Annotated in this window: 19 protein-coding genes and 1 pseudogene; 15 read left to right on the forward strand and 5 right to left on the reverse strand. The window is 64.1% G+C overall.

All coding sequences use genetic code 11. The features are described 5' to 3' along the window. Positions 1-363 precede the first annotated feature (363 nt). Both OC550_RS18555 and OC550_RS18560 read right to left on the reverse strand, forming a co-directional pair. Positions 364-1,008: a cysteine hydrolase family protein gene (locus OC550_RS18555; protein ID WP_262107418.1), complete on the reverse strand. Its 645-nt coding sequence runs from the start codon at positions 1,006-1,008 to the stop codon at positions 364-366. 10 nt (positions 1,009-1,018) lie between these two features. Next, positions 1,019-2,134 carry an alcohol dehydrogenase catalytic domain-containing protein gene (locus OC550_RS18560; RefSeq protein WP_262107419.1) on the reverse strand — a complete coding sequence of 372 codons (1,116 nt, stop codon included), beginning with the start codon at positions 2,132-2,134 and terminating at the stop codon, positions 1,019-1,021. A gap of 155 nt (positions 2,135-2,289) precedes the next feature. Between OC550_RS18560 and OC550_RS18565 the strand changes: the two genes are divergently transcribed. Further along, the gene (locus OC550_RS18565; RefSeq protein ID WP_262107420.1) at positions 2,290-3,096 is read left to right on the forward strand and encodes an IclR family transcriptional regulator; all 807 of its coding nucleotides are present in this window, start codon (positions 2,290-2,292) and stop codon (positions 3,094-3,096) included. Between the two features lie 54 nt (positions 3,097-3,150). Here OC550_RS18565 and OC550_RS18570 read toward each other — a convergent pair whose 3' ends face one another. Then, entirely contained in the window at positions 3,151-3,645 is a 495-nt protein-coding gene (locus OC550_RS18570; RefSeq protein WP_262107421.1) for a MarR family winged helix-turn-helix transcriptional regulator, read from the reverse strand. A gap of 131 nt (positions 3,646-3,776) precedes the next feature. Here OC550_RS18570 and OC550_RS18575 point away from each other — a divergent pair, with 131 nt between their 5' ends. From OC550_RS18575 to OC550_RS18590, 4 genes are read left to right on the forward strand one after another with little or no spacing between them, the layout of a single operon-like run. Then, complete coding sequence (locus tag OC550_RS18575; RefSeq protein ID WP_262107422.1) at positions 3,777-4,634, forward strand: p-hydroxycinnamoyl CoA hydratase/lyase; 858 nt, start codon at positions 3,777-3,779, stop codon at positions 4,632-4,634. Between the two features lie 10 nt (positions 4,635-4,644). Next, positions 4,645-6,114, forward strand: a complete 1,470-nt coding sequence (locus tag OC550_RS18580; protein ID WP_262107423.1) for an aldehyde dehydrogenase — start codon at positions 4,645-4,647, stop codon at positions 6,112-6,114. A 14-nt stretch (positions 6,115-6,128) separates the two neighbouring features. Further along, positions 6,129-7,670, forward strand: a complete 1,542-nt coding sequence (locus OC550_RS18585; RefSeq protein ID WP_262107424.1) for a class I adenylate-forming enzyme family protein — start codon at positions 6,129-6,131, stop codon at positions 7,668-7,670. Positions 7,671-7,728: 58 nt separating this feature from the next. Next, entirely contained in the window at positions 7,729-8,958 is a 1,230-nt protein-coding gene (locus tag OC550_RS18590; protein ID WP_262107425.1) for an acyl-CoA dehydrogenase family protein, read from the forward strand. 426 nt (positions 8,959-9,384) lie between these two features. On the opposite strand, the gene OC550_RS18595 is transcribed toward OC550_RS18590, so the two are convergent. Beyond that, positions 9,385-10,176 carry an IclR family transcriptional regulator gene (locus OC550_RS18595; protein WP_262107426.1) on the reverse strand — a complete coding sequence of 264 codons (792 nt, stop codon included), beginning with the start codon at positions 10,174-10,176 and terminating at the stop codon, positions 9,385-9,387. A 75-nt stretch (positions 10,177-10,251) separates the two neighbouring features. Between OC550_RS18595 and OC550_RS18600 the strand changes: the two genes are divergently transcribed. The 8 genes and pseudogenes from OC550_RS18600 (at position 10,252) to OC550_RS18635 (ending at position 18,077) form a co-directional block, all read left to right on the forward strand. Next, complete coding sequence (locus OC550_RS18600; RefSeq protein ID WP_262107427.1) at positions 10,252-11,451, forward strand: cytochrome P450; 1,200 nt, start codon at positions 10,252-10,254, stop codon at positions 11,449-11,451. A 115-nt stretch (positions 11,452-11,566) separates the two neighbouring features. Beyond that, positions 11,567-11,881, forward strand: coding sequence for a (2Fe-2S)-binding protein (locus tag OC550_RS18605; protein ID WP_262107428.1), 315 nt, complete (start codon positions 11,567-11,569; stop codon positions 11,879-11,881). Between the two features lie 5 nt (positions 11,882-11,886). Next, on the forward strand, positions 11,887-13,161 hold the full coding sequence (locus OC550_RS18610; RefSeq protein WP_262107429.1) for an NAD(P)/FAD-dependent oxidoreductase: 1,275 nt from the start codon (positions 11,887-11,889) through the stop codon (positions 13,159-13,161). Between the two features lie 110 nt (positions 13,162-13,271). Next, entirely contained in the window at positions 13,272-14,384 is a 1,113-nt protein-coding gene (locus OC550_RS18615; RefSeq protein ID WP_262107430.1) for an alcohol dehydrogenase catalytic domain-containing protein, read from the forward strand. A 271-nt stretch (positions 14,385-14,655) separates the two neighbouring features. Continuing rightward, positions 14,656-15,744 (forward strand): S-(hydroxymethyl)mycothiol dehydrogenase, encoded by a 1,089-nt coding sequence (locus OC550_RS18620; RefSeq protein WP_262107431.1) that lies wholly within the window; start codon positions 14,656-14,658, stop codon positions 15,742-15,744. Further along, positions 15,741-15,833, forward strand: a pseudogene (locus OC550_RS18625) (MBL fold metallo-hydrolase); the annotation flags it as partial. The gene OC550_RS18620 and the pseudogene OC550_RS18625, both read left to right, overlap by 4 nt. 690 nt (positions 15,834-16,523) lie before the next feature. Then, entirely contained in the window at positions 16,524-17,582 is a 1,059-nt protein-coding gene (locus OC550_RS18630; protein WP_262107432.1) for an alkene reductase, read from the forward strand. 27 nt (positions 17,583-17,609) lie between these two features. Further along, positions 17,610-18,077, forward strand: a complete 468-nt coding sequence (locus OC550_RS18635) for a MarR family winged helix-turn-helix transcriptional regulator (protein ID WP_262107433.1) — start codon at positions 17,610-17,612, stop codon at positions 18,075-18,077. A 229-nt stretch (positions 18,078-18,306) separates the two neighbouring features. Here the strand turns inward: OC550_RS18635 and OC550_RS18640 are convergent, their stop codons facing one another. Continuing rightward, entirely contained in the window at positions 18,307-19,065 is a 759-nt protein-coding gene (locus OC550_RS18640; RefSeq protein ID WP_262107434.1) for a helix-turn-helix domain-containing protein, read from the reverse strand. Positions 19,066-19,290: 225 nt separating this feature from the next. On the opposite strand from OC550_RS18640, the gene OC550_RS18645 reads away from it, so the two are divergent. Together OC550_RS18645 and OC550_RS18650 are read left to right on the forward strand one after the other, a co-directional pair. After that, positions 19,291-20,781 (forward strand): sugar ABC transporter ATP-binding protein, encoded by a 1,491-nt coding sequence (locus OC550_RS18645; protein WP_262107435.1) that lies wholly within the window; start codon positions 19,291-19,293, stop codon positions 20,779-20,781. Beyond that, positions 20,778-21,791: an ABC transporter permease gene (locus OC550_RS18650; RefSeq protein ID WP_262107436.1), complete on the forward strand. Its 1,014-nt coding sequence runs from the start codon at positions 20,778-20,780 to the stop codon at positions 21,789-21,791. Before OC550_RS18645 ends, OC550_RS18650 begins: the two co-directional genes overlap by 4 nt. Positions 21,792-21,793: the final 2 nt, after the last annotated feature.

Genomic DNA, 21,793 nt, shown 5'->3' on the forward strand with positions numbered 1-21,793 from the left:
GGCCCCACAATTTTAGTGACGGTAACGACTGAGAACCCGGGGGTGATGCCCCACCGGCGCCAACCCCCAAGCAGACGACCTCGCCGATCAGGCTACCCGCCGCCTGACGGTTCCTTTGGACGACCATCTGGCACGTCCGGCTCGCAAAACACATACGGCGGGTGCGGACGAACATCTACGATCGGGGCATGTCCTTGCGGAGGTCGAGCCGGGCTCACTTTTCCTCCGGTCGCGATTCTGCCGGCGCTGGCGACGGTGCTTACTTATTCTGTACCGTTTGAGGGCCCGGGCACCCAACCCGGATACGCGAACAGCGCCGCAGGGAATCAGTCTCGTGAATCCCCTGCGGCGCTGCGTGGCTCGTTATCGGCTGAGTCCGACGGTTTCGGCGGGTACTGCCGTTAGCACGGATTGGATCTCTTCAACGCTCGCTGTTCCCCCCAACAGCGAGAAGGTCTCCAGCGTAGCTTCGTGGGCTGCGTCCGTCGCGGCGGCGCAGGCATCCTTAACGAGGACCGCACGGTATCCGAGGTTGACCGCGTCCCGCGCCGTGCCTTCGACGGTGACGTTGGTGGACACTCCAGTGAAGAGCACCGTTTCGATCCCGTGCCGGCGCAGGATGGCATCCAGTGCAGTGGAAGGGAATGCGGAGGTACCCGGATGGCTCACGACGGGTTCGGTGTCCAGCGGGGCTAGGTCCGGGATGATGTTGGCACCGGGGCTGCCTTCCACCAGCGCGCCAAGGTCCTTAATCGCCTGGTTGAGTCCGGAATTCAGGACGAGTTCCGGGTACCCCGGGCGGAAGGCGGCGCGTGCCCAAATCACGAGCAGGCCTGCCTCCCGGGCCGATGCCACAAGACTGGAGGTCTTGGCGATCACGCCGTGGCGGGCCACGGATTCAGCGAAGAAAGGTGCGAAAGCCCCCTCGCGAGTGACGATGTCCTGTTGCCAGTGCACGTTGATAAGTGCGGTGCGGGAGGGATCGACCTGCAGTAGTTTTTCGGCCATGGCGGGTTCCTTACTTGTCGTTGGGGTTGATGATGAAGTTGCTGAAGCCGCCATGGCGGTTCTCGATGCCGTTGATGGCGTCGTTGACCTTGGCCAGCGGATAAGCGACGTTCTCCAGGATGGACAGGTCAACCATGCCGTTGGCTGCCATGGCGGCCATGTCCTCGCCTTCGCCTGCGGTGAACCAGACGGAGCCGATCAGCTGCTGCTGCTGGTCCATCATGTGGTGGACATCGATCGGGACGTCTCCGGCGGTAGCACCGATATTGACGGCCTTGCCGCCGCGGCGGAGGGATTTCATGCCCTGCAGGAAGGGTTCGTGCGGCGCGCCCGGGCCGAGTGCACTGATGTGCACGTCCACTCCGCCGTCGGTCACGCTGTGTACCCACCGGTCGATGGGTCCGTCGAGGGTCGAAAAGGTTTCGATGCGTCCGGGTGCCAGGGCGCGGACGCGTTCCAGCAGGTCCCTGTCCCGGCCGGTGCCCAGAATTCTTGTCGCGCCCATGGCCTGCGCGTACAGCGCGACGCCCAGGCCCAGGGTGCCACTGATCCCGTTGACCAGGATGGTGGTGTCGGTACCGACGCCGGCCTTGCGCAGTGCGGAGTAGGCGGTTCCCAGGTAACCGAAGCGCGCTGCATGTTCGAAGCTGACCGATTCGGGCAGCTTCACGAGCGCGTATTGCGGGGCGATCATGTATTCAGCCAGCCCGCCGTATGGGTATCTATCCAACGTCTGGGAGGCGGTGGCGGTGAAGCCGAAGTAGCCTGCGAAGGCGTAGCTGGTGCAATTGATGTGGTCACCGCGCCGGCACGCGAGGCAGCCACCGCAGTGACGTCCCGGGTTCACGTAGACCCGGTCGCCGGGTTTGAACCCGTGGACGTCCGCTCCAACCGAATCGATGACGCCGGCCGGGTCCAGGCCGAAAATGGCGGGCAGGGCGGGCAGGGGGTTCTGAGGGAACCATGTGGTCCAGTTGGCGAGAATATTCGCCAGGTTCGGGACGATGTTGCAGGCCTGGACCGAGACCCGTACGTCTGCAGGGCCCGGCTCGGGCAGGGGAACCTCTTCCAGCACCATTGGTTCGCCGACGTGGTGCATCCGGGCCGCCGTCATAGTCTTGCTCACTCGCTCGCTCCTTTGGGAAATCAAGGGCCGGTCCTGAGCCAGCCAACATTCAATATAAGAGTCTCTGATGTGATGGCCAACACATTTGCCCATCCAGTGGGAAACTCTCTGGGAGCGCTCTAATATAAGAAGTGCTGATAATGAAGGAGCCACTCGTGGCAGGAAATAATTCGATGCCCGGACAGTCGGTGTCCAGCAAAACGTTCCTGATCCTGGAAGCGTTCGCCGGGGAACGAACGGTGCTTTCGATGTCGGAAATAGCCCGTGCCACCGGCCTGCCGTCCAGCACGGCCCACCGGCTCATTCAGTCACTGGTCAGCTGGGGCGGCCTCGAACGCACGGCCGGCGGGGAATATGCCATCGGGGTCCGCCTGTGGGAGATCGCAGCGCGGGCCAACCGGACCTATGGCCTGCGCGAGACGGCGATGCCGTTCCTGCAGGGTCTCTGGGAAACCACCAAGGCCCACGTGCTCCTTGCCGTCCTGGAGGGCAGTGAGGCCCTCCTGATCGAACGGATAGCGGGCACCCGGGATGTTCCGGTTGCAGGACGCGCCGGCGGAAGACTGCCCCTGCACGCCAGCTCATCGGGAAAAATCCTCCTGGCCCATGGGGAACCGGCCGTCCGGGACGCCGCACTGTCCCGTCCGCTGGCCGCCTTCACACCCCGCACCATCACCGACCGGGAGGAACTGCAGTCGGAGCTGGACCGTGTCCGCAGGGACGGGGTGGCGACATCGCTGGATGAACTAACCGCGGGCTCGGCCTCGTGCGCCGCCCCCGTCTTCGGTCCACCCGAAATCGGAGTCGCTGCCGTGTCACTCCTCAGTTCGCCAGGGGCCAGGGACCTGGCCGAGATGAAGATCCTGGTCCAGATGGCCGGGCGCGGCCTCTCGCATGCACTGGCCGGGAACCGCGGGGCCGCATCAATCAGCCCCCGGCTGCGGCGCCGGGTAAAGCCATAGCGTCAGCCCGGCACCCGAACCGGGCAGGCCGGATGCCAGGTGTTGCCGAATCCTTCAGTCCTCGCCGGCTGCGCTGCCGGCCATGAGGTTCCGAACGCAGATTTCCATCGTTTCCCGCAGGCGCTTGACCTGCGCACCAGTGAGTCCGGCGAGCATCTGCCCCTCGATCCGGTCGGCAGCTTCCTCGCTTCTGGCCAGTACAGCCCTGCCCTCATCCGTGAGGTAGTTCCGCAGAATGCGCTGGTGATCCGCGTCGGGACGGCGTTCCACGAACCCGCTGCGGACAAAGGCCGCAACCATCACCTGCATCGACTGCGCGGTGACGAACGAGCGCCGCGCCAACTGCGCAGAGGACAATCCGGGATTCCGCCGCAAAATGCTCAATGCAGCATACTGCGGCGTGGTCAGGCCCTGCTCGTGCATGATGGCATCCAGGTCGCGGCGCACCGCCGACTCGAGCCGCTTGACCAGATAAGTCACCCGGGTCTGGTCAGGGCCGGCCTGCCCGGCCGGCGCTGCTTCCACGTCGTCAAAACGTTCTGCGCTCATGGTTGACATGTTATCAGAGTCACTGATATCTCTTGTATCAGAAAGACTGATACTCACCCCGGATCACGGTTCTACAGGGACCGATGCCGAGGCACCCTCACCAACAGATACCCACCCTCTGGAGAATTGTCATGACTGCTGAAAACGCACCGGTCCAGGAACCCTGGGGCAACACCGTTGCCGTGGACTTCGACGAAAACCGCATCGCCTGGGTCCGCTTTAACCGCCCCGACAAGCGCAATGCGATGAACCCGACGCTGAACCGGGAAATGTACGCCACCCTTGAGTACCTTGAAACCGACGACCGCTGCGCGGTCCTCGTGCTTACCGGCACCGAGGATTCCTGGTCGGCGGGCATGGACCTGAAGGAGTACTTCCGTGAAACCGACGGCAAGCCCCGCTCGGTGCAGAACAAGGTCCGGACCGAAGGCACCAACTGGCAGTACCGCAAACTGCTCAGCTACTCGAAGCCGACCATCGCCATGGTCAATGGCTGGTGCTTCGGCGGAGCATTTGTGCCGCTGGTCTCCTGCGATCTGGCCATCGCCGCCGAAGACGCCACCTTCGGACTCTCCGAGGTGAACTGGGGCGTCACCCCGGGCAACCTGGTTACCCGCGCCCTGGCCGAAACCATCCCGACCCGTGACGCCATGTACTACATCATGACGGGCGAACATTTCGACGGGCGCCGCGCCTCGGAAATGCGCCTCGTCAATGAGGCCGTCCCGGCCGATCAACTGCGCGAGCGGACGATCGCCCTGGCCAAGCAGCTGACCAGCCTCAGCCAGTGGGTGGTCCGCGGGGCAAAGATGGGCTTCCGGCACTCCCGGCTCATGTCATGGGAAGCGGCGGAAGATTTCCTGTACGCCAAGCATGACCAGGCCATCCTGTTCGACACGGACGCCCGCGAACAGGGCATGACCCAGTTCCTGGACGACAAGACCTACCGTCCCGGCCTGGGCACCTACACCACCGCAACCGCAGAGTAAGGACCCGGGAATGACCACCACAACAGACATCGTCAAAGTCCCGCTGAGGATCGCCGGTGAAGCAGCAGACCCCGCCGGCGGCCGCTACTTCGATAAGATCCGGCGGCTGACGGGCGAACCCGTGGCGACCGTCGCCGCGGCCGGGCGCGGCGACGCCGAACGGGCCGTGGAAGCCGCGGCCCAGGCCGCCCCCGGCTGGGCCGCCACCGCACCGGCCCAGCGGCGCCGGGTCCTCGAAACCGCCGCCGGGCTGCTCACGGAGCGCTCCGAGACGATCGCGGCCATCATGGGCAAGGAAATGGGCGCAGCCTCGGCCTGGTGTCATTTCAACGCCATGCTCGCCGCGAACATGCTCCGTGAAGCCGCAGCCCAGGTGTATTCAACCGTGGGCCAGGTGATCCCCTCCGACGTTCCCGGCCTCACCGCCATGGCGGTCCGCGAGCCCGTCGGCGTCGTTGTCGGCATCGCCCCGTGGAACGCCCCCCTGATCCTTGGCGTACGGGCCATCGCCATGCCGCTCGCGTTCGGCAACACCGTAGTACTGAAGGCCTCCGAAGAAACCCCCGCCACCCATGCGGCCATCATCGAGTGCCTCATCGACGCCGGGCTCCCTGCCGGAGTCGCGAACCTGATCACGAATGCCCCAAAAGACGCCGCGGACGTCGTCGATGCCCTGGTCAGCCATAAGGCCGTGCGCGTCATCAACTTCACCGGATCCACGAAGGTCGGCCGGATCATCGCAGAGAAGGCGGGCCGGCATCTGAAGCGCTCGGTCATGGAACTGGGCGGCAAGGCCCCGTTCGTGGTCCTCGCCGATGCGGACCTGGAAGCGGCCGCAGCAGCAGCCTCCTTCGGTGCGTTCATGAACCAGGGCCAGATCTGCATGTCTACCGAACGACTCATCGTGGACAAGTCCGTGGCCGCGGAATTCACCCGGCTGCTGGCCGAACGGGCAGCCAAACTCGTCGTGGGCGACCCGGAAGAGCACTCCACGCAGCTGGGGCCGCTCGTGCACGAGGGCGCCGTCGAACACGTCTCCGCGCTGGTCCGGGACGCAGTGGAAAACGGAGCCACCGTGGTCACCGGAGGCCAGGCCGACGGGCTGTTCTTCCCGCCCACCGTGCTGTCCGGCGTCACCAAGGCCGCGCGGATCTACACGGAAGAGTCCTTCGGCCCGCTGGCCCCGATCATCGAGGTAGACGGCATCGAGGAAGCCATCGAGGCGGCCAACGACTCCGAATACGGGCTCTCCGCCGCGCTGTTCACCGCCGACGTCAGCCGCGGGCTGGAACTGGCCAAGCGGATCCAGTCCGGCATCTGCCACATCAACGGTGCTACCGTGCACGACGAGGCCCAGATGCCCTTCGGCGGCGTGAAGGCCAGCGGCTTCGGACGCTTCGGCTCCGCTGCCTCGCTGGAGGAATTCACCGAGCTGCGCTGGATCACCGTATCGACCGAAGAACGCCACTACCCGATCTAGGCATGGAGACACTTGTGAGTATTGCGCGGACAGCCGACGCCGGAACCAGCCAGGACACCGGCATCATGCAGTTCCCGGGACTGCGATATGGGGAACTGGTTGAACGCCGTGCCCTGCGCCAGCCGCAGCGCACCGCCATCATCCACGAGGGCGAGCACATCACCTACGGGGACCTGCTCACCCGGATCCACGCGGCGGCAGCATTCCTGCAGGAACAGGGAATCACCCCGGGCGACCGGGTCGTCTGCTTCTCCGAAAACCGGCCCGAAATACTCACAGCGCTCTACGCCTGCTCGCGCATCGGAGCCGTGTTCACCCCGGTGGGCATCACCTCGCCGGCGGCCGACGTCAGGTACATCCTCCGCGACCTCTCCGCCAGCGCGATCCTGGTATCCGAACGCTCCGTTCCGACGGCCCTGGAAGCCGTCGGAACGGATGCGGTGCCGATCTTCCGGCTACAGCCTACGAGCGGATCCGCGAATCCCTGCCTGCCGCTCAGCGGTGACGGTCAGGCAGCGGAAGTCCGCCCCGGCCCGGACACGCCGGCCCTCATCGTCTACACCTCGGGCACCTCGGGGCATCCCAAAGGCGTCGTCCTCAGCCACGCGGCGCTGTTCTTCAACGGCGTCAACACGCTGCTCGGCCTGGACATCGCCGGCGATGACGTCACGCTCGTGAACACCCCGCTGTCCCACATCGCCGCCCTGAACACGATTGCCGTCGCCACCCTGCACAAGGGCGGCACCGTGGTGATCGAGAGCAAGTTCGACGCCGGCCGCTGCCTGGAACAGATCCGGCAATACGGCGTCACCACCATGTTCGCGGTCCCATCGATGTTGACGCTGATGGCACAGGCACCCGGATTTGCCGACGCCGATACATCCAGCTTGCGCTGGATCCTCGGCGGCGGCGCCCCGATGCCCCCGGAACTCGTCGCCCTGTGGGCGAGCCGGGACGTCCCGGTCCTGGCGTCCTACGGCATGACCGAGGCCGGTCCGTCCGTCAGTTTCCGGCGCCGCACCGACGCGCTCGGCAAACCGGAATCCTCCGGAACACCGGCGCTGCTGACCGACGTCCGCATCACCTCGTCCAACGGAGCAGACCTGCCGCCGGGCGAAACCGGCGAAATCCTCGTCCGGGGCCCGCACGCCGCGTCCGGCTACTGGCGCAACGCTGCCGCCACCGACGCCGCCTTCCGTGACGGCTGGCTCGCCACGGGCGATCGGGGCCTGATCGATTCCGACGGCGACCTGTGCATCACGGGCCGGACCAAGGAAATCATCATCACCGGCGGAGAGAACGTCGACCCGGCAGAGATCGAACATCTCATCGCCGGCTTCCCCGGCATCCTCGATGTCGCCGTCGTCGGCCGCCCGGACCCGGTCTGGGGAGAAGTCATCACCGCGGTCATCGTCTCCGAGACCGACGTGGAACTCAATCAGCTCCAGGAATTCCTGCGCCCGAAGCTCGCACGCTTCAAGCTGCCGCGGCAGATCGAACGGCGGGAAGAACTGCCCCGCAATCCCGTGGGAAAGCTGCTTCGGCGCGAGCTTTGAGAACGCTCCACAGGACATCCACGAGCACCCGATCCATTCGACACCAGAAGGACCTGCCATGACCAGCACCGCCAGTGCACCGGCGCCCGCCACCGAAGCACCAACCGGGGAACGCCTCTATGAGGAGTGCGATCCCATGAACTACGAAGCGCTTCTCACCTCTGCCGAGACGGCCCAGTTGCGCAAACTCCGCGGCTTCCTCGACACCGAGGCCCGGCCGCTGCTGGCCGACTACTGGGAGCGGGCGGAATTCCCCACCCAGCTCATCAAACCGATGGCCGCCCTGGACCTGATCACTCCGGCGTCCCTCACCGAAGACGGTGCCGCGCCACGTTCCCTGTACGAGGGGTTCCGAAACTTCGAACTCGCCCGCACCGACGCCTCCCTGGCCACCTGGTACAACGGCCAGTCCGGACTCTTCCGCACCACCATCTCACGCGGCGGCAGCGCCGAGCAGGCCAAACAGTGGCTGCCGCTCATCGACTCCTTCGAAATGACCGGCGTCTTCGCCCTCACAGAACCGGACCACGGCTCCGATATCGCCGGCGGCTTGGAAACCTCCGCCCGCCGCGAAGGCGACACCTGGATCCTCAACGGCCAAAAGCGCTGGATCGGCAGCGCCGCCTTCGCCGACTACCTGGCCGTCCTGGCCCGCGACACCGCGGACAGCCAAATCAAGGCATTCCTCGTCAAGGCGGACTCACCAGGCGTCACCCTGACGACCATCCCCGGAAAAATGTCCCTCCGCATGGTCCAGAACTCCGACATCGCGCTCGACAACGTCGAAGTGTCCGACGACTACCGGCTCGCCCGCATCAACTCCTTCACGGACGTCGCCGACCTGCTCCGCTCCATGCGCTCCAACGTCGCCTGGTTCGCCGCCGGCGTCCAGGCCGGCGCCTACGAAGCCGCCCTGCGCTACGTCAGCGAACGCGAACAGTTCGGCCGTCCGGTCTCAGGCTTCCAGCTGATCCAGGACAAGCTCGTGACCATGCTCGGCAACACCATCGCGTCCATGGGCATGGTTGTCCGCCTCTCCCAGCAGCAGGACAACGGCATCTACCGGGACCAGGACTCGGCCATGGCGAAGGCCTGGACCTGCACCAAGATGCGCGAAACCGTCGCGGCGGCCCGCGACATCTGCGGCGGCAACGGCATCCTCATCCAGAACGATGTTGCCCGGTTCTTCGCCGACGCCGAAGCCATCTACACCTACGAAGGCACCAAAGAAATCAACACCCTCGTCGTAGGCCGAGCGATCACCGGACGCAGCGCCTTCACCCGCTAGCCCTCCAACTAGGTCAGGCCCCCGGCGCGTAGGCCGGCACCTTTCGAGCCGGGCGGCCCACCGCAGCTCCCTGAAATCAACCTTCGCAACAGTAGCCAGGGCCTCTGGAAGGCCCGATTATGTTTATGGTCGCCCGGGCGGCAAACGCGGCTTCTATGGAGCGTTCTCCCAGACCGGCGCGCCCGCCGGAGTGGCCTTGTCCACGGCCGCCTTCCTGCGCGCCCAACTGCCGGAAGCCGCATTTCTGTCCCGGGAATGGCGCCGCCCTTGCCGGTCAGCGTTGTTCTGACCACGTGGGCCTGTTCATCCGGCTCACGGTCTCCGGGAGCCCTCCTTTGTCATCACCGTGCGCAGCAGGAACTGGTTGAAAGTACGATTCTCCGAGGCCTTACGCGCCATTCAAAAGGAGTCTTTAGTACGACTAGGCTATGCCTGGTCCTGGCCAAGCAGCGACTTGGCAAGCCGGGCGCTTACCGCCTTGGCGGCAGGCAGCAACACCTCGAGAACGGGACGGAGCAGGAAACCTTCCGTCGGAACGACAACCGCCAAGGAAGCAACCGCCATACCGTACGGGCCTTTGATAGGAGCCGCCACGGCGGTGGCGTCCGGGTGGATATATCCACGCGTCTCGAAGTACCCCTCACGCCGCGCCTGCGCCAGCATCTGTTGAACGTCCTTCGCAGACAACTCCGGCTCGAAGGCATAGCGCGGACGAGGTCCGGCTATGACGGTCTCACGTACCTCGCTGGCAGCATCGGCGAGGAGCACGAAGCCGCTCGACGTGGCATACCAGGGCATCCTCCCCCCGATGGACGTCAGATTGATGACCGGTTTGGGACGCGAGAGACGCTCGAGGAACAGGATCTCCGCGCCCTGGAGGATGGCCAGCTGTGCATGATGCTGAAGGCGGTTGTTCACCTCCTGCAGATAGGGCAGAGCCGTCTCACGCAAACCGAAAACACCCGGCGCCCGGACTGCGACCTCCCACAAACGCACGCCCAAAATCAGATCACTGCCTCTGCGCTCGAGCAATCCGAGCCTCACCAGCTCGGTCACGACGCGGTGCACGGTGGAAACAGGCATCGAGGTGCGGCCGGCGAGCTGTGTCAGCGACAGCTCGTTACTGTACTGATCAAACGCCTCCAGTACGCGCAATGCACGGGAGACAGCAGACTCTCCGCTCGATGACCTCGCCAAAATTCCTCCAATTTTTCGCATGATGCGTAAAGCAAGCCAGCCGGTGTGTGATGGTCATCATACTTGAGGACATCCGCACGTCCTGGAGGAGTTCCCGTGACCGTTTCCGCATCATCCGTTACCTCGACGGTCCCGACCGTCGACTGGCTCGACCCGGCTGCCCTGGACCGTGACCCCTACCCCAGCTATAAGCGGCTGCGGGAAGAAGCCCCCGTTGCATGGTGGCCTGCGGTTCAAAAGGTGCTCATCTCCAGCTCCACAGGATGCACCTTTGCGGAGAATCATCCCGAAGTGTTCTCTTCGAACGTCGCCCAAGCAGCTATGGTCCGCGCATTGGGCGGCCGCCCGCTGATCCGCAAGGACGACCCCGAACACGCCTCCGAGCGGGCCTCCATGAACAAGACCCTGCGGCCGAAGCAGATCATGGAAATCTGGACGGAACGGTTCCGTGCCAACGCCGAAGAATACCTCGGCCGCATGGTCGACTCGAGCAACGGAACCGCCGATCTCAACACGGCCTACGCCGCACCTGTAGCGGCAAAAAACCTGTGCGACATGCTCGGCCTGGCCGAGGTCGCTCCTCTGGACCTGGCCCGATGGTCGATCGACTTCATCGCAGGTCAAGGCAACGTGCTGGACCGGCAGGACATCTGGGACCGTTGCGACCGATCCCGCAGCGAATGCGACGCCGCCCTGGATGAGGTATTGCCGCGTCTGCGCCGTTTTCCGGATGCCTCCATCACCTCCATGCTGCTGGAAGGCGGCATGGACGAGGACCGTGTGCGCAACAACGTCAAACTCACCATTTCCGGGGGCATGAACGAACCGCAGCACATGATCACCAGTATGGTGTGGCTCTTGGAGCGCCACCCCGAGCAGAAAGCCCAAGTGCTGGAAGACACGGCCCTGTGGAAAAACGTGTTCACCGAAGCAGTCCGTTATTTCTCCCCCATCGGAATGATCACCCGTCAGACAGTATCCGAGGTCGAGCTCGAAGGTGTGCTGATACCGGCGGGCTCTCAAGTGGGCATGATCTTGGCTTCAGCCAACAGGGACGCCGCGCGATTTGAGGAACCCGACCGCTTCGACATCCACCGCACGGCTGCCTCCAATCTGGCCTTTGGGGCGGGAGTTCACCAGTGCGCGGGCAAGTGGGCTGCCCAGAAAGCCATCGGGGAGATCGCTGTCCCGCTGCTTTATGAACGCCTGCCGGGGCTCCGGCAAGATCCCGAGCGCGCTGAAACCTGGGCCGGATGGGTCTTCCGGGGCCTGACGAGCCTGCCCGTCACCTGGTGACCCTCGGACATCCCAACACTGCGGGAATGGACGACGTTTCCTATTCCCGCTCCTGCTCTGCCTGACCCGCCGGTCCAGAGCCCTCAGCCATCCCACCCTTAGAAGGGAGCATCCCATGAGTTCCATCACCTACCGTCTCCTTGACGGATCGGACCGGACGATCGCCTCCGACGGCACCGCTTCCGTCATGCAGGCCGCAGTACGCAACGGCGTTCCCGGAATTCTCGCCGAATGCGGCGGCCAGGCCATGTGCGCAACCTGCCATGTTTATGTCGCCCCCGAACACGTCCAGGCACTACCTGCCATCACGGAAGAGGAAGAGGAGATGCTCGAGTGCACGGCCGCCGAGCGACGGGACAACAGCCGTCTGTCCTGCCAACTACCCACGACCAAAAACCTCACGGTACAGATCCCGGAAACCCAGGTGTGACGGACATGAACGATACGGCCAACCGAAGCGCCGGAACGCTGATCATTGGTAACAGCCAGGCCGGCCTTCAGCTGGCAACGAGTCTGCGCGAATATGGCGACACCGGCCCCATCACCCTGCTCGGCGAAGAAGAGTACACGCCGTATCAGCGGCCGCCGCTGTCGAAGGGCTTCATCAAGGGCGAGACAACTACCGCCGACTGCGTGTTCCGCACGCCCGAGTGGTACACCGAGCAGGGCATCGAACTGGTGGTGCGCGAACGCATCACCAGCATCAGCCGCGACCCTGACGGCGGCGCTGCCGTCTCCGAAAGCGGCCGGCGCTTTTCCTTCACTCGCCTCGCCCTCACCACCGGGGCTACTGCCCGCCGGCTTCCCCTGGAGGGCGCCGAACTAGAGGGCGTGAACTACCTGCGCGATGCCGCCGACGCGGCCCGCCTGCACGACCAGCTGAAACAGTCGCACAACGTGGCCATCATCGGCGGCGGGTTCATCGGATTGGAAATTGCCGCCGGTGCCCGTGACACCGGCAAGAAGGTCACTATCCTCGAAGCCGCTCCAAGACTGATCGGCCGGGCAGTCTCCAATCTCACCAGTGAATTCTATCTGCAGGCTCACCGGCGTCGGGGCACCAATGTTGTGCTCAACGCAAAAATCTCCCGCCTCATCGGAGAGGACGGCCGCGTAACCGGAGTCGAATTAAACGGCGGCCGGGTTGTCCCGGCCGATACCGTGGTCATCGGAATCGGCGTAGTCCCACGTTCAGAACTTGCGCAGCAGCTGGGCCTGACGGTAGACAACGGCGTCGTGGTCGACGAGCGGTGCCTTGCCTCGGACGGCCTTACCGTGGCAGCAGGAGACTGTGCGAACGTGCCCGGCCTCTGCCTAACCAACCTCCCGGAGGAGGTCCGCGTCCGGCTCGAAAGTGTGCCCAACGCGGTCGAGCAGGCCAAAATAGCCGCCAAAACGCTACTCGGACTACCCGGAAGATATCGGACCGTGCCGTGGTTCTGGTCAGAACAAAGCAACCTCAAACTGCAAATCGCCGGTCTGTCACAAGGACACGATCAGGTCCTTCTTCGTGGTGATCCCGGCAGCGAAAAGTTCTCAGTCCTCTACTACCGAGACACCCGGATCATCGCGGCCGACTGCATCAATACACCCAGGGACTTTACTGCCGTACGGAATGCACTCGGCAAAGACCAGAACATCAACATCGAACGGGCCGCCGACCCGACCATCGCACTGAAAGACCTGGCAGAGGATTTGCTGTCCGTCTAACCATCGCAGGACCGTTCAGCACCGTCTTTTCGTCAGCTTCAGCTCTTCACCCAACTAACCAGTCGATCCCGCACGGCATCTCGCGACCGAGCGGATGCAAGGAGCACACCATGAGTTTGATGCACGCGGCCCGCCTCCACGAAGTAGGGGCGCCCTTCCAGGTCGATCAAATCGAGATTCCCCAGCCTGGCCCGCGGGACGTCGTAGTCGAGGTGAAGGCCTGCAATGTGGTTCCCAATCTGCGCAATGTCATCACCAAGTACCCGGACTGGTTCCCGTTCCTGCCCTTGCCTCAGCTGCCGGCCGTGTACGGGTTGGACGCAGCAGGGGTCGTGAGTCAGGTCGGATCTCAGGTGCGCAACGTAAAGGTGGGCGACCGCGTATATGTGAATCCCGGGCGCGATTCCGGGGACTCCCATGCGTCCCGCGCCGGGGAACCGATCAACGATCCGGCCTATACCTTCCAAGGCTACTTCGGCTTCGGCGCCGGATCCCGGGAGGTCTTCACTGACTACCCCCAGGGCGGGTTCTGCCAGTACATGAAGGCTCCCGCGAACGCACTGGTCATCCTCCCCGAAGAAATTTCCTTCGAACAGGCCTGTCGCTTCGGCTACCTCGGCACTTCCTATGCCGGACTGAAGAAAACCGGAGTACGTGCGGGCACGTCAGTGCTCATCCACGGCGCCACTGGCACCTTGGGGCTAGGCGCCGTCCTTAACGCCCTGGCAATGGGCGCGACCAAGGTCTTCGCTGTGGCCAGGGACCGGGAGCTGCTCGAGCGAGTACGTCAACTCGCTCCCAGACGCGTCCGTGTCCTGTCCTACGGAGACCAACCGGTGGGGACATGGGTTCGTGAGCACACCGCGGGGCGGGGAGCGGATGTATTCATCGATGCCATCGGCCCCGGAGCACCTAGCGAGACGTCGATGGCCGGAATCGATGCATTGCGCCGAGGCGGCCGAATGGTCAACGTCGGTGGGATGGCCGAACCACTGCAGGTGGACATGATCCGCGTGATGACCTTCCAGATCAGCATCATCGGCTCCCTTTGGTTCAGCGTCGGGGAGGGCCAGGACATGGCCGAGATGGCGGCGGCAGGAACATTAGACTTGTCGGTCTTCGACCATGAGATCTACCCGCTGTCACAGATCAACGAAGCTCTTGATGCGGTGGAGAAACGCAGGGGTGGATTCACCAATGTCGTCATCGTCCCCGGTTCCTAATTCATTGCATCAACGACCCAATAGAAAGGCCTTGCCATCCGCGGGAAAGCGGTAGTGGCCGGCGAGGTCGGAGAACGATATGGCTTGCTTGCTAAGTGGATAGGTAGGACGCTCCGGTCGCACCACTGCTGGCCTGCCGTGTCAGGCCAGCACAGAATGGAAGGTTCGCGGCATGACCCTGCTGCTCTTCCGTACCAAGCGCCTCCAGTCAGGCGACAAGAATTCGGCGCGCCCCGCTGAAATATTCATTCAATGAGGAGACACCCCCAGCATGGTTCGTAAGGTCAAGGCCGTTGTTGCCAGAGAAAAGAACGCCCCGGTCAGCATCGAGACCATCCTCGTGCCCGACCCGGGCCCGGGAGAGGCCCTGGTCGACATCCTCACCTGCGGCGTCTGCCACACCGACCTGCACTACAAGCAGGGCGGCATCGGCGAGGACTTCCCCTACCTCCTCGGCCACGAAGCCACCGGCACCGTCGCCGCCATCGGCGAGAACGTCACCGAAGTCGCCGTCGGCGACCGCGTCATCCTGAACTGGCGCGCCGTCTGCGGCCAGTGCCGCGCCTGCGCCAAGGGCCAGCCGCAGTACTGCTTCAACACCCACAACGCCACCCAAAAAATGACCCTCGAAGACGGCACCGAACTCTCCCCCGCCCTGGGCATCGGAGCGTTCGCCGAGAAAACCCTCGTCGCCGCCGGCCAATGCACCAAGGTCGACGCCGACGCCGACCCCGCCGCCGTCGGCCTGCTCGGCTGCGGCGTCATGGCCGGCATCGGCGCCGCGATCAACACCGGCGAGGTCAAACGCGGCGAATCCGTCGCCGTCATCGGCTGCGGCGCCGTCGGCATCGCCGCGATCGCCGGCGCGAAACTCGCCGGCGCGACCACGATCATCGCCGTCGACATCGACGACAACAAGATCGACATGGCCAAGCAGCTCGGCGCCACCCACGGCATTAACTCCAAACAGCAGGACCCGGTCGAAGCGATCCGGGAACTCACGAACGGCTTCGGCGCCGACGTCGTGATCGAGGCCGTCGGCCGCCCGGAAACCTACAAACAGGCCTTCTACGCCCGCGACCTCGCCGGCCGCGTCGTCCTCGTCGGCGTGCCCACCCCCGAGATGACCCTCGAACTGCCCCTGCTCGACGTCTTCGGCCGCGGCGGGGCCCTGAAGTCCTCCTGGTACGGCGACTGCCTGCCCAGCCGGGACTTCCCCATGCTCGTCAACCACTACAAACAAGGCAACCTCGACCTCGACGCCTTCGTCACCGAACGCATCACCCTCGACCAAATCGAAGAAGCCTTCAACAAAATGCACGAAGGCAAAGTCCTCCGCTCCGTGGTGGAGGTGGCATGAGCATGCGCGTCGAGAACCTCGTCACCTCCGGCACCTTCTCGCTGGACGGCGGGACCTGGGACGTCGACAACAACGTCTGGGTCATCGGCCCTCCGAAGTGATCATTGAACATCGGTAATGGGAAATTCATTTCGCCAACTACTGATGTCCCAAAGCCGGTGCCGTTACGCGACAGTAAAAGCCGAGAACTTATGCAGGGGTCTGAATGAGAGGCTCGTGCCATAAGCTCGAGCCCTATCGCGTGGCTGTCCCGTTTGAGCATCCTCCAACGCTCCGCTCCCCCGATGGCAGTCTCCGCTCAGCAACGGCGCCAATCGACATATCCACGGTTATCGGTTACCCAAGGTCAGGCGGCTTGCCGCACGGGTCACTGGCGGGCCCCCTTTGCCATCTTGCATTGGCGACGGCGACCTCCGCCAATCGGGGTTGGATATGCACCCTTAGTTTGGCTGGTGGTTGGTGCCGGGGTGTATAGCCGTAGGCCCGGCGGAAGACATCGATGAATGCGCTGGTCGAGGACCAGCCGCAGCGGCGGGCGACCGAGATGCTCAGGCCGTCTGCCAGCATCCTCAACGCGTGGTAGAGATACAGCTGGTGCCCGCTAGGCCAGTGAGCCGGGGCCTAACGCAATTCAGGATGCGCGGGGAGGAATATGAACTGTGGTTTGGGCCGTATGTTCTTGCCGCCGGCGGACATCCCCTAAGATACAAGGCGTGCGCAATAAACGGCTTGTGCATGGATCTCGACTCCGCGGCCCCATGTAGTTTAAGGAGAGCACTTTGGCAGACCTGTTCGATCCCCTGGTTCTTGGAGACTTGACGCTGCCGAACCGCGTGATTATGTCTCCTCTGACTCGCTGCAGGACGGGGGTCGACCGCGTGCCCAATGACCTTATGGCGGAGTACTACGCGCAGCGGGCTGGCGCCGGGCTGATCATCAGTGAGGCGACTGTCGTGAGCGAGCAAGGCATTGGCTACCCAAATACGCCGGGAATCTGGAACAGTGCGCAAGTGGACGGGTGGACCCAGGTGACGGAAGCTGTCCATGCCGCCGGCGGGCGGATTTTCCTTCAACTGTGGCATGTCGGACGGGTCTCGGATCCGGTGTACTTTGACGGTGAATTGCCCGTAGCACCGAGTGCGATCAGACCTGCCGGCCGGGTGCGGCAGGTACGGCCCCACCGTGAATATGTCACGCCGCGCCCATTGACGACGGATGAGATCCCGGGCATTGTCGAGGATTTCCGCCGTGGAGCCGAGAACGCGAGGCGGGCTGGATTCGACGGTGTGGAAATCCATGCAGCGAACGGCTACCTCATCGATCAGTTCCTTCAGGACTCCACCAACCAGCGCACGGACCGCTACGGCGGCAGCCTGGAAAACCGCGCCCGTTTCCTGATGGAAATCACCGACGCCGTCACATCGGTGTGGGAACCGGGCCGGGTCGGGGTCCATCTGCGACCCCGCGGCGAGGAACACGATATGGGCGACAGCGATGCGCAGGCGCTTTTTGGCTATGTCGCCGAGCAATTGGGCAGCCGCAACATTGCTTTCCTGTTCATCCGCGAAATCGAGGCCGCGGACAGCCAGCTGACAAGGATGAAGAAACTGTTCGGCGGAGCGGTCATCGCCAATGAAGAAATGGACTATGCCGACGCGCAGCGCCTCCTCATGTCGGGTTCTGCGGATGCCGTGGGCTTCGGCCGGCTCTACATTGCCAATCCGGACCTGGCAGAAAGACTGGCCCTCGGAGCCGACCTCAACCCGCCCATCCCGCAAACCTTCTATGCGGAGGGCGCCCTTGGTTACACCGACTATCCTGCCCTCGTTTCCAGATAGCCCGGGTACCCGGCGAAAGGTGCAGCAATGGCATTTGCGGACGACGCGGTAGAGATCCGCGCCCAGGGATGGCTGCGCGTGGCCCTGTTTCACGCCTTGTTAGAGCGTTCTTTGGAGACCGCACTCCAAGACGCCGTGGGTCTTTCGGCCTCCGAGTACACGGTCCTGGAAGTACTCAGCCGGCAGCGCGGAGTTCACCATATGCGCATGCATCAGCTCTCCCGGGCCACCGCCATGTCACAGAGCGCGACCACGCGCCTTGTGAACAGGCTCGAGGCCCGTGGTTACCTCGCCCGGTTCCTTTGTGTGGACGATCGCCGCGGCATTTACACTGAACTCACCGATTCCGGTACGGAACTCCTGGCCAAGGCCCGGCCTGTACACGACAACGCGCTGCTTTCGGCCCTGGCCGAGGCTGAAGCCCTCCCCGAACTCGTCCCGCTCCTGGACCTCTTCGGACCCCGACCTCAGCAGCCGGGACCGGGCGAAGAATAAAGCCGCCAGGTGGCGGTACTAGCAAGAACCCGCGGGGTGCCTGCGGAGCCGGGGCTGCGCGCCGAAAGGGCTCCGGCCAAGGACCGCCATCCTTCCCCTCGTCCGACCGCTTGCCAGGCGGCAGCCGCTCAGGTGGGGGCGTCATTGGCCGTTTGTCGCGGCCTTCCACGGGGATCCTCCGGCAGCGGGTACGACCTGCAAGCGTCCCCTTGTTCGCCAGGGCTGGCCTTCAGGAGCCGGGGAGCCGGCTCTCGTCCAAGGGGTGCGCCGCCGTCGTGCCGTTGTCCGCATGCTGTGCGGCAAGGTCAAGGGGATGCGCAAATCCATGGCGGCCGACGACCACCCAGATGGCAACGCAGTCTTCACGGTAGGGATTGCTCAACCGGTGAGGTGCGGTGGAATCGAAATTAAGGCTGTCACCGGGCTCAAGCGTCTGCGCGTTGAAGGCGACCTGGACGTCCAGCCTTCCGGAGAGCACATGCAGATACTCCCAGCCCGAATGGCGCATCAGGTTGTCAGGACTGCACGATTCGCTGCCTGCGGTATACGTGACGCGAAGAAATTCAGTGAGCGGATCGTCCTGGCTGGTAAGCCTTTCCCAACGGACGCCGCCGACCCTGATCTCGGGGCGTTCTGCTGCGGCCTGAAAGCCGGGCAAAGTGTCACCGCGGCGAACAGGCAATTGAACCGGCAGTGCCTCCTCAAAACGTTCCACAGGGGCTGACTCGGAGACCGGCAGCTGCGTGCCGGATCCGGCCATCATCGAGTCCAGCGACAGGCCGAGCTCGGACACGATGGCGTACAAGGTGCCGATAGAGGGCGTGGCACGCCCCAACTCCACCTGGGAGATAAAACTGGCCGAAACGCCCACCCGCCGGGCCATCTCGCGCAGGGACATTTTGGCGTCCGTTCGGGCCTGCCTCAGACGCTCCCCAAGCTGAAGGCGGCTGAGGTCGAGTAGTGCCGAATCGTTTTCCGTACTTGGCATGAACTGCTCTCCTCGAAGGATGGACACGCAGGTGGCTTCCCGCGGAAGGCGCTGAAGGCGGCAGCTCCCAACGCCGGACGTGTAGTCCAGCTTATTGCAGCCCCTCTAAAGGAGCCAGAGTGTAAACCGGTGTCGCACAACTCCCCATAAGTGTAATCTATTACTTGACACTATGTTGCTGGTCACTTTACATTGATCTACATCACATCAATGAAAGAGGTTCCTATGACCAACAGCCCAGCTGTGTTGCTTTCAGTGAGCGGGGTCTCCAAGCGGTTTGGCGGTGCCCGGGCGCTGGACAACGTATCGGTTGATTTCCACGCTGGAGAGGTTCACGCCCTGCTGGGCGAGAACGGCGCGGGAAAAAGCACCCTGGTTAAGATCATTGCCGGCGTCGTTCATGCCGATGCCGGCACCGTCTCGGGGCCGGCGGGGTCGAACCATCTCGACGTGGCGATGGTCTTCCAGGAGCTCTCCGTGGTTCCCGAGTTGTCCGTCCTGGACAATATGGCCCTGAGCATGCGCCGGGAGCGCGGAACCGTCCTGCGCCGCCAGCGGATGGAAAAGCGGATTCGCACGGCCCTTGATGCCGCCGGGCTGCAGGACGTGGAGCTGGGCATGCCGGTGGAGGCGCTGCCGCTGGCCAAGCGTCAGCTGCTGGAGATCGCCCGCGGTCTCGTTGCCGACGCGAAGGTCCTCATCCTCGACGAACCGACGGCGACCCTTTCGGACGTCGAGATCGCACGGGTGCATGAGGTGGTCCGTTCACTGACGGCCAAGGGACACGCCATCGTGTACATCACCCACCGGCTTGGCGAAGTCTTCACGCTCGCGGACCGGATCACCATCATGCGCTCCGGACAGGTCGTAGCGAACGGGCCGGTCGGTGACTTCACCATGGACTCCATGGTCACCCTGATGCTCGGTGAAGAACACCAGGGCGGAGTGGCCGTGCCCATCACGGACGTTCCCGATGCCGGCATCCGGCGCGTGCTCAACGTGTCCGGCATCGGCTCCGGCAACCATTTCTCCGACGTCAGCTTCACCGCCGAAGCCGGCGAGGTGGTCGCACTGTTCGGGCAGATCGGCTCCGGCGCGGACGAAGTCGTCAGGGCGCTGGTCGGGCTCGCTCCCATCACTTCAGGAACGGTCACGCTCGACGGCCGGCAGCTGCCGCACCTGAACCGCGCCGGCTCGCAGAAGCACGGCATCGCCTACGTCTCAGCGGACCGGGTGCTCGAGGGCGTCTTCCTCAGCGGCACGGTGGCCCGCAACATCAGCTCCGGCGCTTTAGGCGACGTCAGCCGGATGGGAGTCATTCAGCGTGCCGACGAATTCAGGCTGGCGGCCAGGATCTCCGAAGAAGTGGCCTTCGACGCCAACCGCATCAACATCCCGGTGGGTTCCCTCAGCGGCGGCAACCAGCAGAAGATCGCCATCGGCCGTGCCCTGGCGACCAAACCTTCCGTCCTGGTGCTCAACGAGCCAACCCGCGGAGTAGACATCGGAGCGCGTTCCGAAATCTACCGTGCGCTGCGCAAGCTGGCGTCCGCGAACGTTGCCGTTGTCGTCTACTCCAGCGACATCGTCGAGCTGCGCGAGCTCGCCGACCGGGTCATCACCATGTTCCGCGGCCGGGTCGTCAACAACCAATCCATTGCCCAGGTCCAGGACAACCAGATCCTGGCCGAGATCCTCCATGGAGCAGCAGCATGAACACCCGAATCGCCACTGCATCCGCGCCCCCCGTGCGGCCAAGCCGCCGGTTCGAGGCACCCCGGAACCTGAAAGCGGCACTAACGGACGGATCCGTCGTCATCGGGCTCGTCACCGTGGTCCTCTTCTTCATCTCCACGGCCGCCATCCCGGGATTCGCCACGCTGCAGAACCTGCGGGCACTCTTCCTGTCCGTGGCGCTGGTGGGCATCGCCGCCATCGGCCTGAGCATCATCACGATTGTCGGCAAGATGTTCTCCCTGTCGGTCAGCGCGATGATCGCCGCATCCACCATCGTGTTCGCCTCGACGCTTCAATACGGCGCCTGGACCGCGATCATCGCCGCAATCCTGTTCGGCGCCGTCACGGGAGCGGCACAGGGCTTCCTGGTCGGCAAGCTAGGCACCGACCCGATCGTGACCACCATCGCGGCCGCAGCGGTAATCACGGGCGTGGCACAGATCCTCACCGGCGGACTGAACGTAGCCAGCCAGGGCGACGCCGGAGTATTCCGCCAGTCCGTCCTCGGCGTCATTCCCTTCCAGGTCTTCATATTCTTCCTCGTGGCCGCCGCCAGCTGGTGGTGCCACCGATACACCGTCATCGGCCGCAAGATCACGATGGTCGGCCTGAACGAAAAAGCCGCGCTGGTCTCCGGACAGCGGTCCTGGCCCATGGTCCTGCTCGCCTTCGTCGTCTCGGGGGTACTGGCCGGACTGGCCGGCGGTCTGCTCGCCTCGGAAGCCGGCCAGGGCAACCTGCAGCTCGGCGCGACCTTCGGTTTCGATGCGATCACTGCCGTCGTCGTCGGCGGCATCAGCATCAAGGGCGGACTGGGCAACCCCCTGGGGGCAGCCGTAGGAGCCGTACTCGTCGGGCTGCTGGGCAATGCCCTCATCCTGCTCGGGTTCAGCTACGAAATCCAACTCATCTTCAAGGGCGTACTCGTGTTACTGGCTGTTGTTGGAACCGGTATCGCGACCAACCGCCAGTCGGGCAGAAAGCGCTAGGA

This window comes from Arthrobacter sp. Marseille-P9274, assembly GCF_946892675.1.
Taxonomy (GTDB): Bacteria; Actinomycetota; Actinomycetes; order Actinomycetales; family Micrococcaceae; genus Crystallibacter.

Excerpts from the sequence above, each read along its gene's own strand:
- OC550_RS18555 (WP_262107418.1), bottom strand. The coding sequence starts at position 1,008 with ATGGCCGAAAAACTACTGCAGGTCGATCCCTCCCGCACCGCACTTATC.
- OC550_RS18570 (WP_262107421.1), bottom strand. The coding sequence starts at position 3,645 with ATGAGCGCAGAACGTTTTGACGACGTGGAAGCAGCGCCGGCCGGGCAG.
- OC550_RS18575 (WP_262107422.1), top strand. The coding sequence starts at position 3,777 with ATGACTGCTGAAAACGCACCGGTCCAGGAACCCTGGGGCAACACCGTT.
- OC550_RS18580 (WP_262107423.1), top strand. The coding sequence starts at position 4,645 with ATGACCACCACAACAGACATCGTCAAAGTCCCGCTGAGGATCGCCGGT.
- OC550_RS18590 (WP_262107425.1), top strand. The coding sequence starts at position 7,729 with ATGACCAGCACCGCCAGTGCACCGGCGCCCGCCACCGAAGCACCAACC.
- OC550_RS18595 (WP_262107426.1), bottom strand. The coding sequence starts at position 10,176 with ATGCGAAAAATTGGAGGAATTTTGGCGAGGTCATCGAGCGGAGAGTCT.
- OC550_RS18605 (WP_262107428.1), top strand. The coding sequence starts at position 11,567 with ATGAGTTCCATCACCTACCGTCTCCTTGACGGATCGGACCGGACGATC.
- OC550_RS18610 (WP_262107429.1), top strand. The coding sequence starts at position 11,887 with ATGAACGATACGGCCAACCGAAGCGCCGGAACGCTGATCATTGGTAAC.
- OC550_RS18615 (WP_262107430.1), top strand. The coding sequence starts at position 13,272 with ATGAGTTTGATGCACGCGGCCCGCCTCCACGAAGTAGGGGCGCCCTTC.
- OC550_RS18620 (WP_262107431.1), top strand. The coding sequence starts at position 14,656 with ATGGTTCGTAAGGTCAAGGCCGTTGTTGCCAGAGAAAAGAACGCCCCG.
- OC550_RS18635 (WP_262107433.1), top strand. The coding sequence starts at position 17,610 with ATGGCATTTGCGGACGACGCGGTAGAGATCCGCGCCCAGGGATGGCTG.
- OC550_RS18640 (WP_262107434.1), bottom strand. The coding sequence starts at position 19,065 with ATGCCAAGTACGGAAAACGATTCGGCACTACTCGACCTCAGCCGCCTT.
- OC550_RS18645 (WP_262107435.1), top strand. The coding sequence starts at position 19,291 with ATGACCAACAGCCCAGCTGTGTTGCTTTCAGTGAGCGGGGTCTCCAAG.
- OC550_RS18650 (WP_262107436.1), top strand. The coding sequence starts at position 20,778 with ATGAACACCCGAATCGCCACTGCATCCGCGCCCCCCGTGCGGCCAAGC.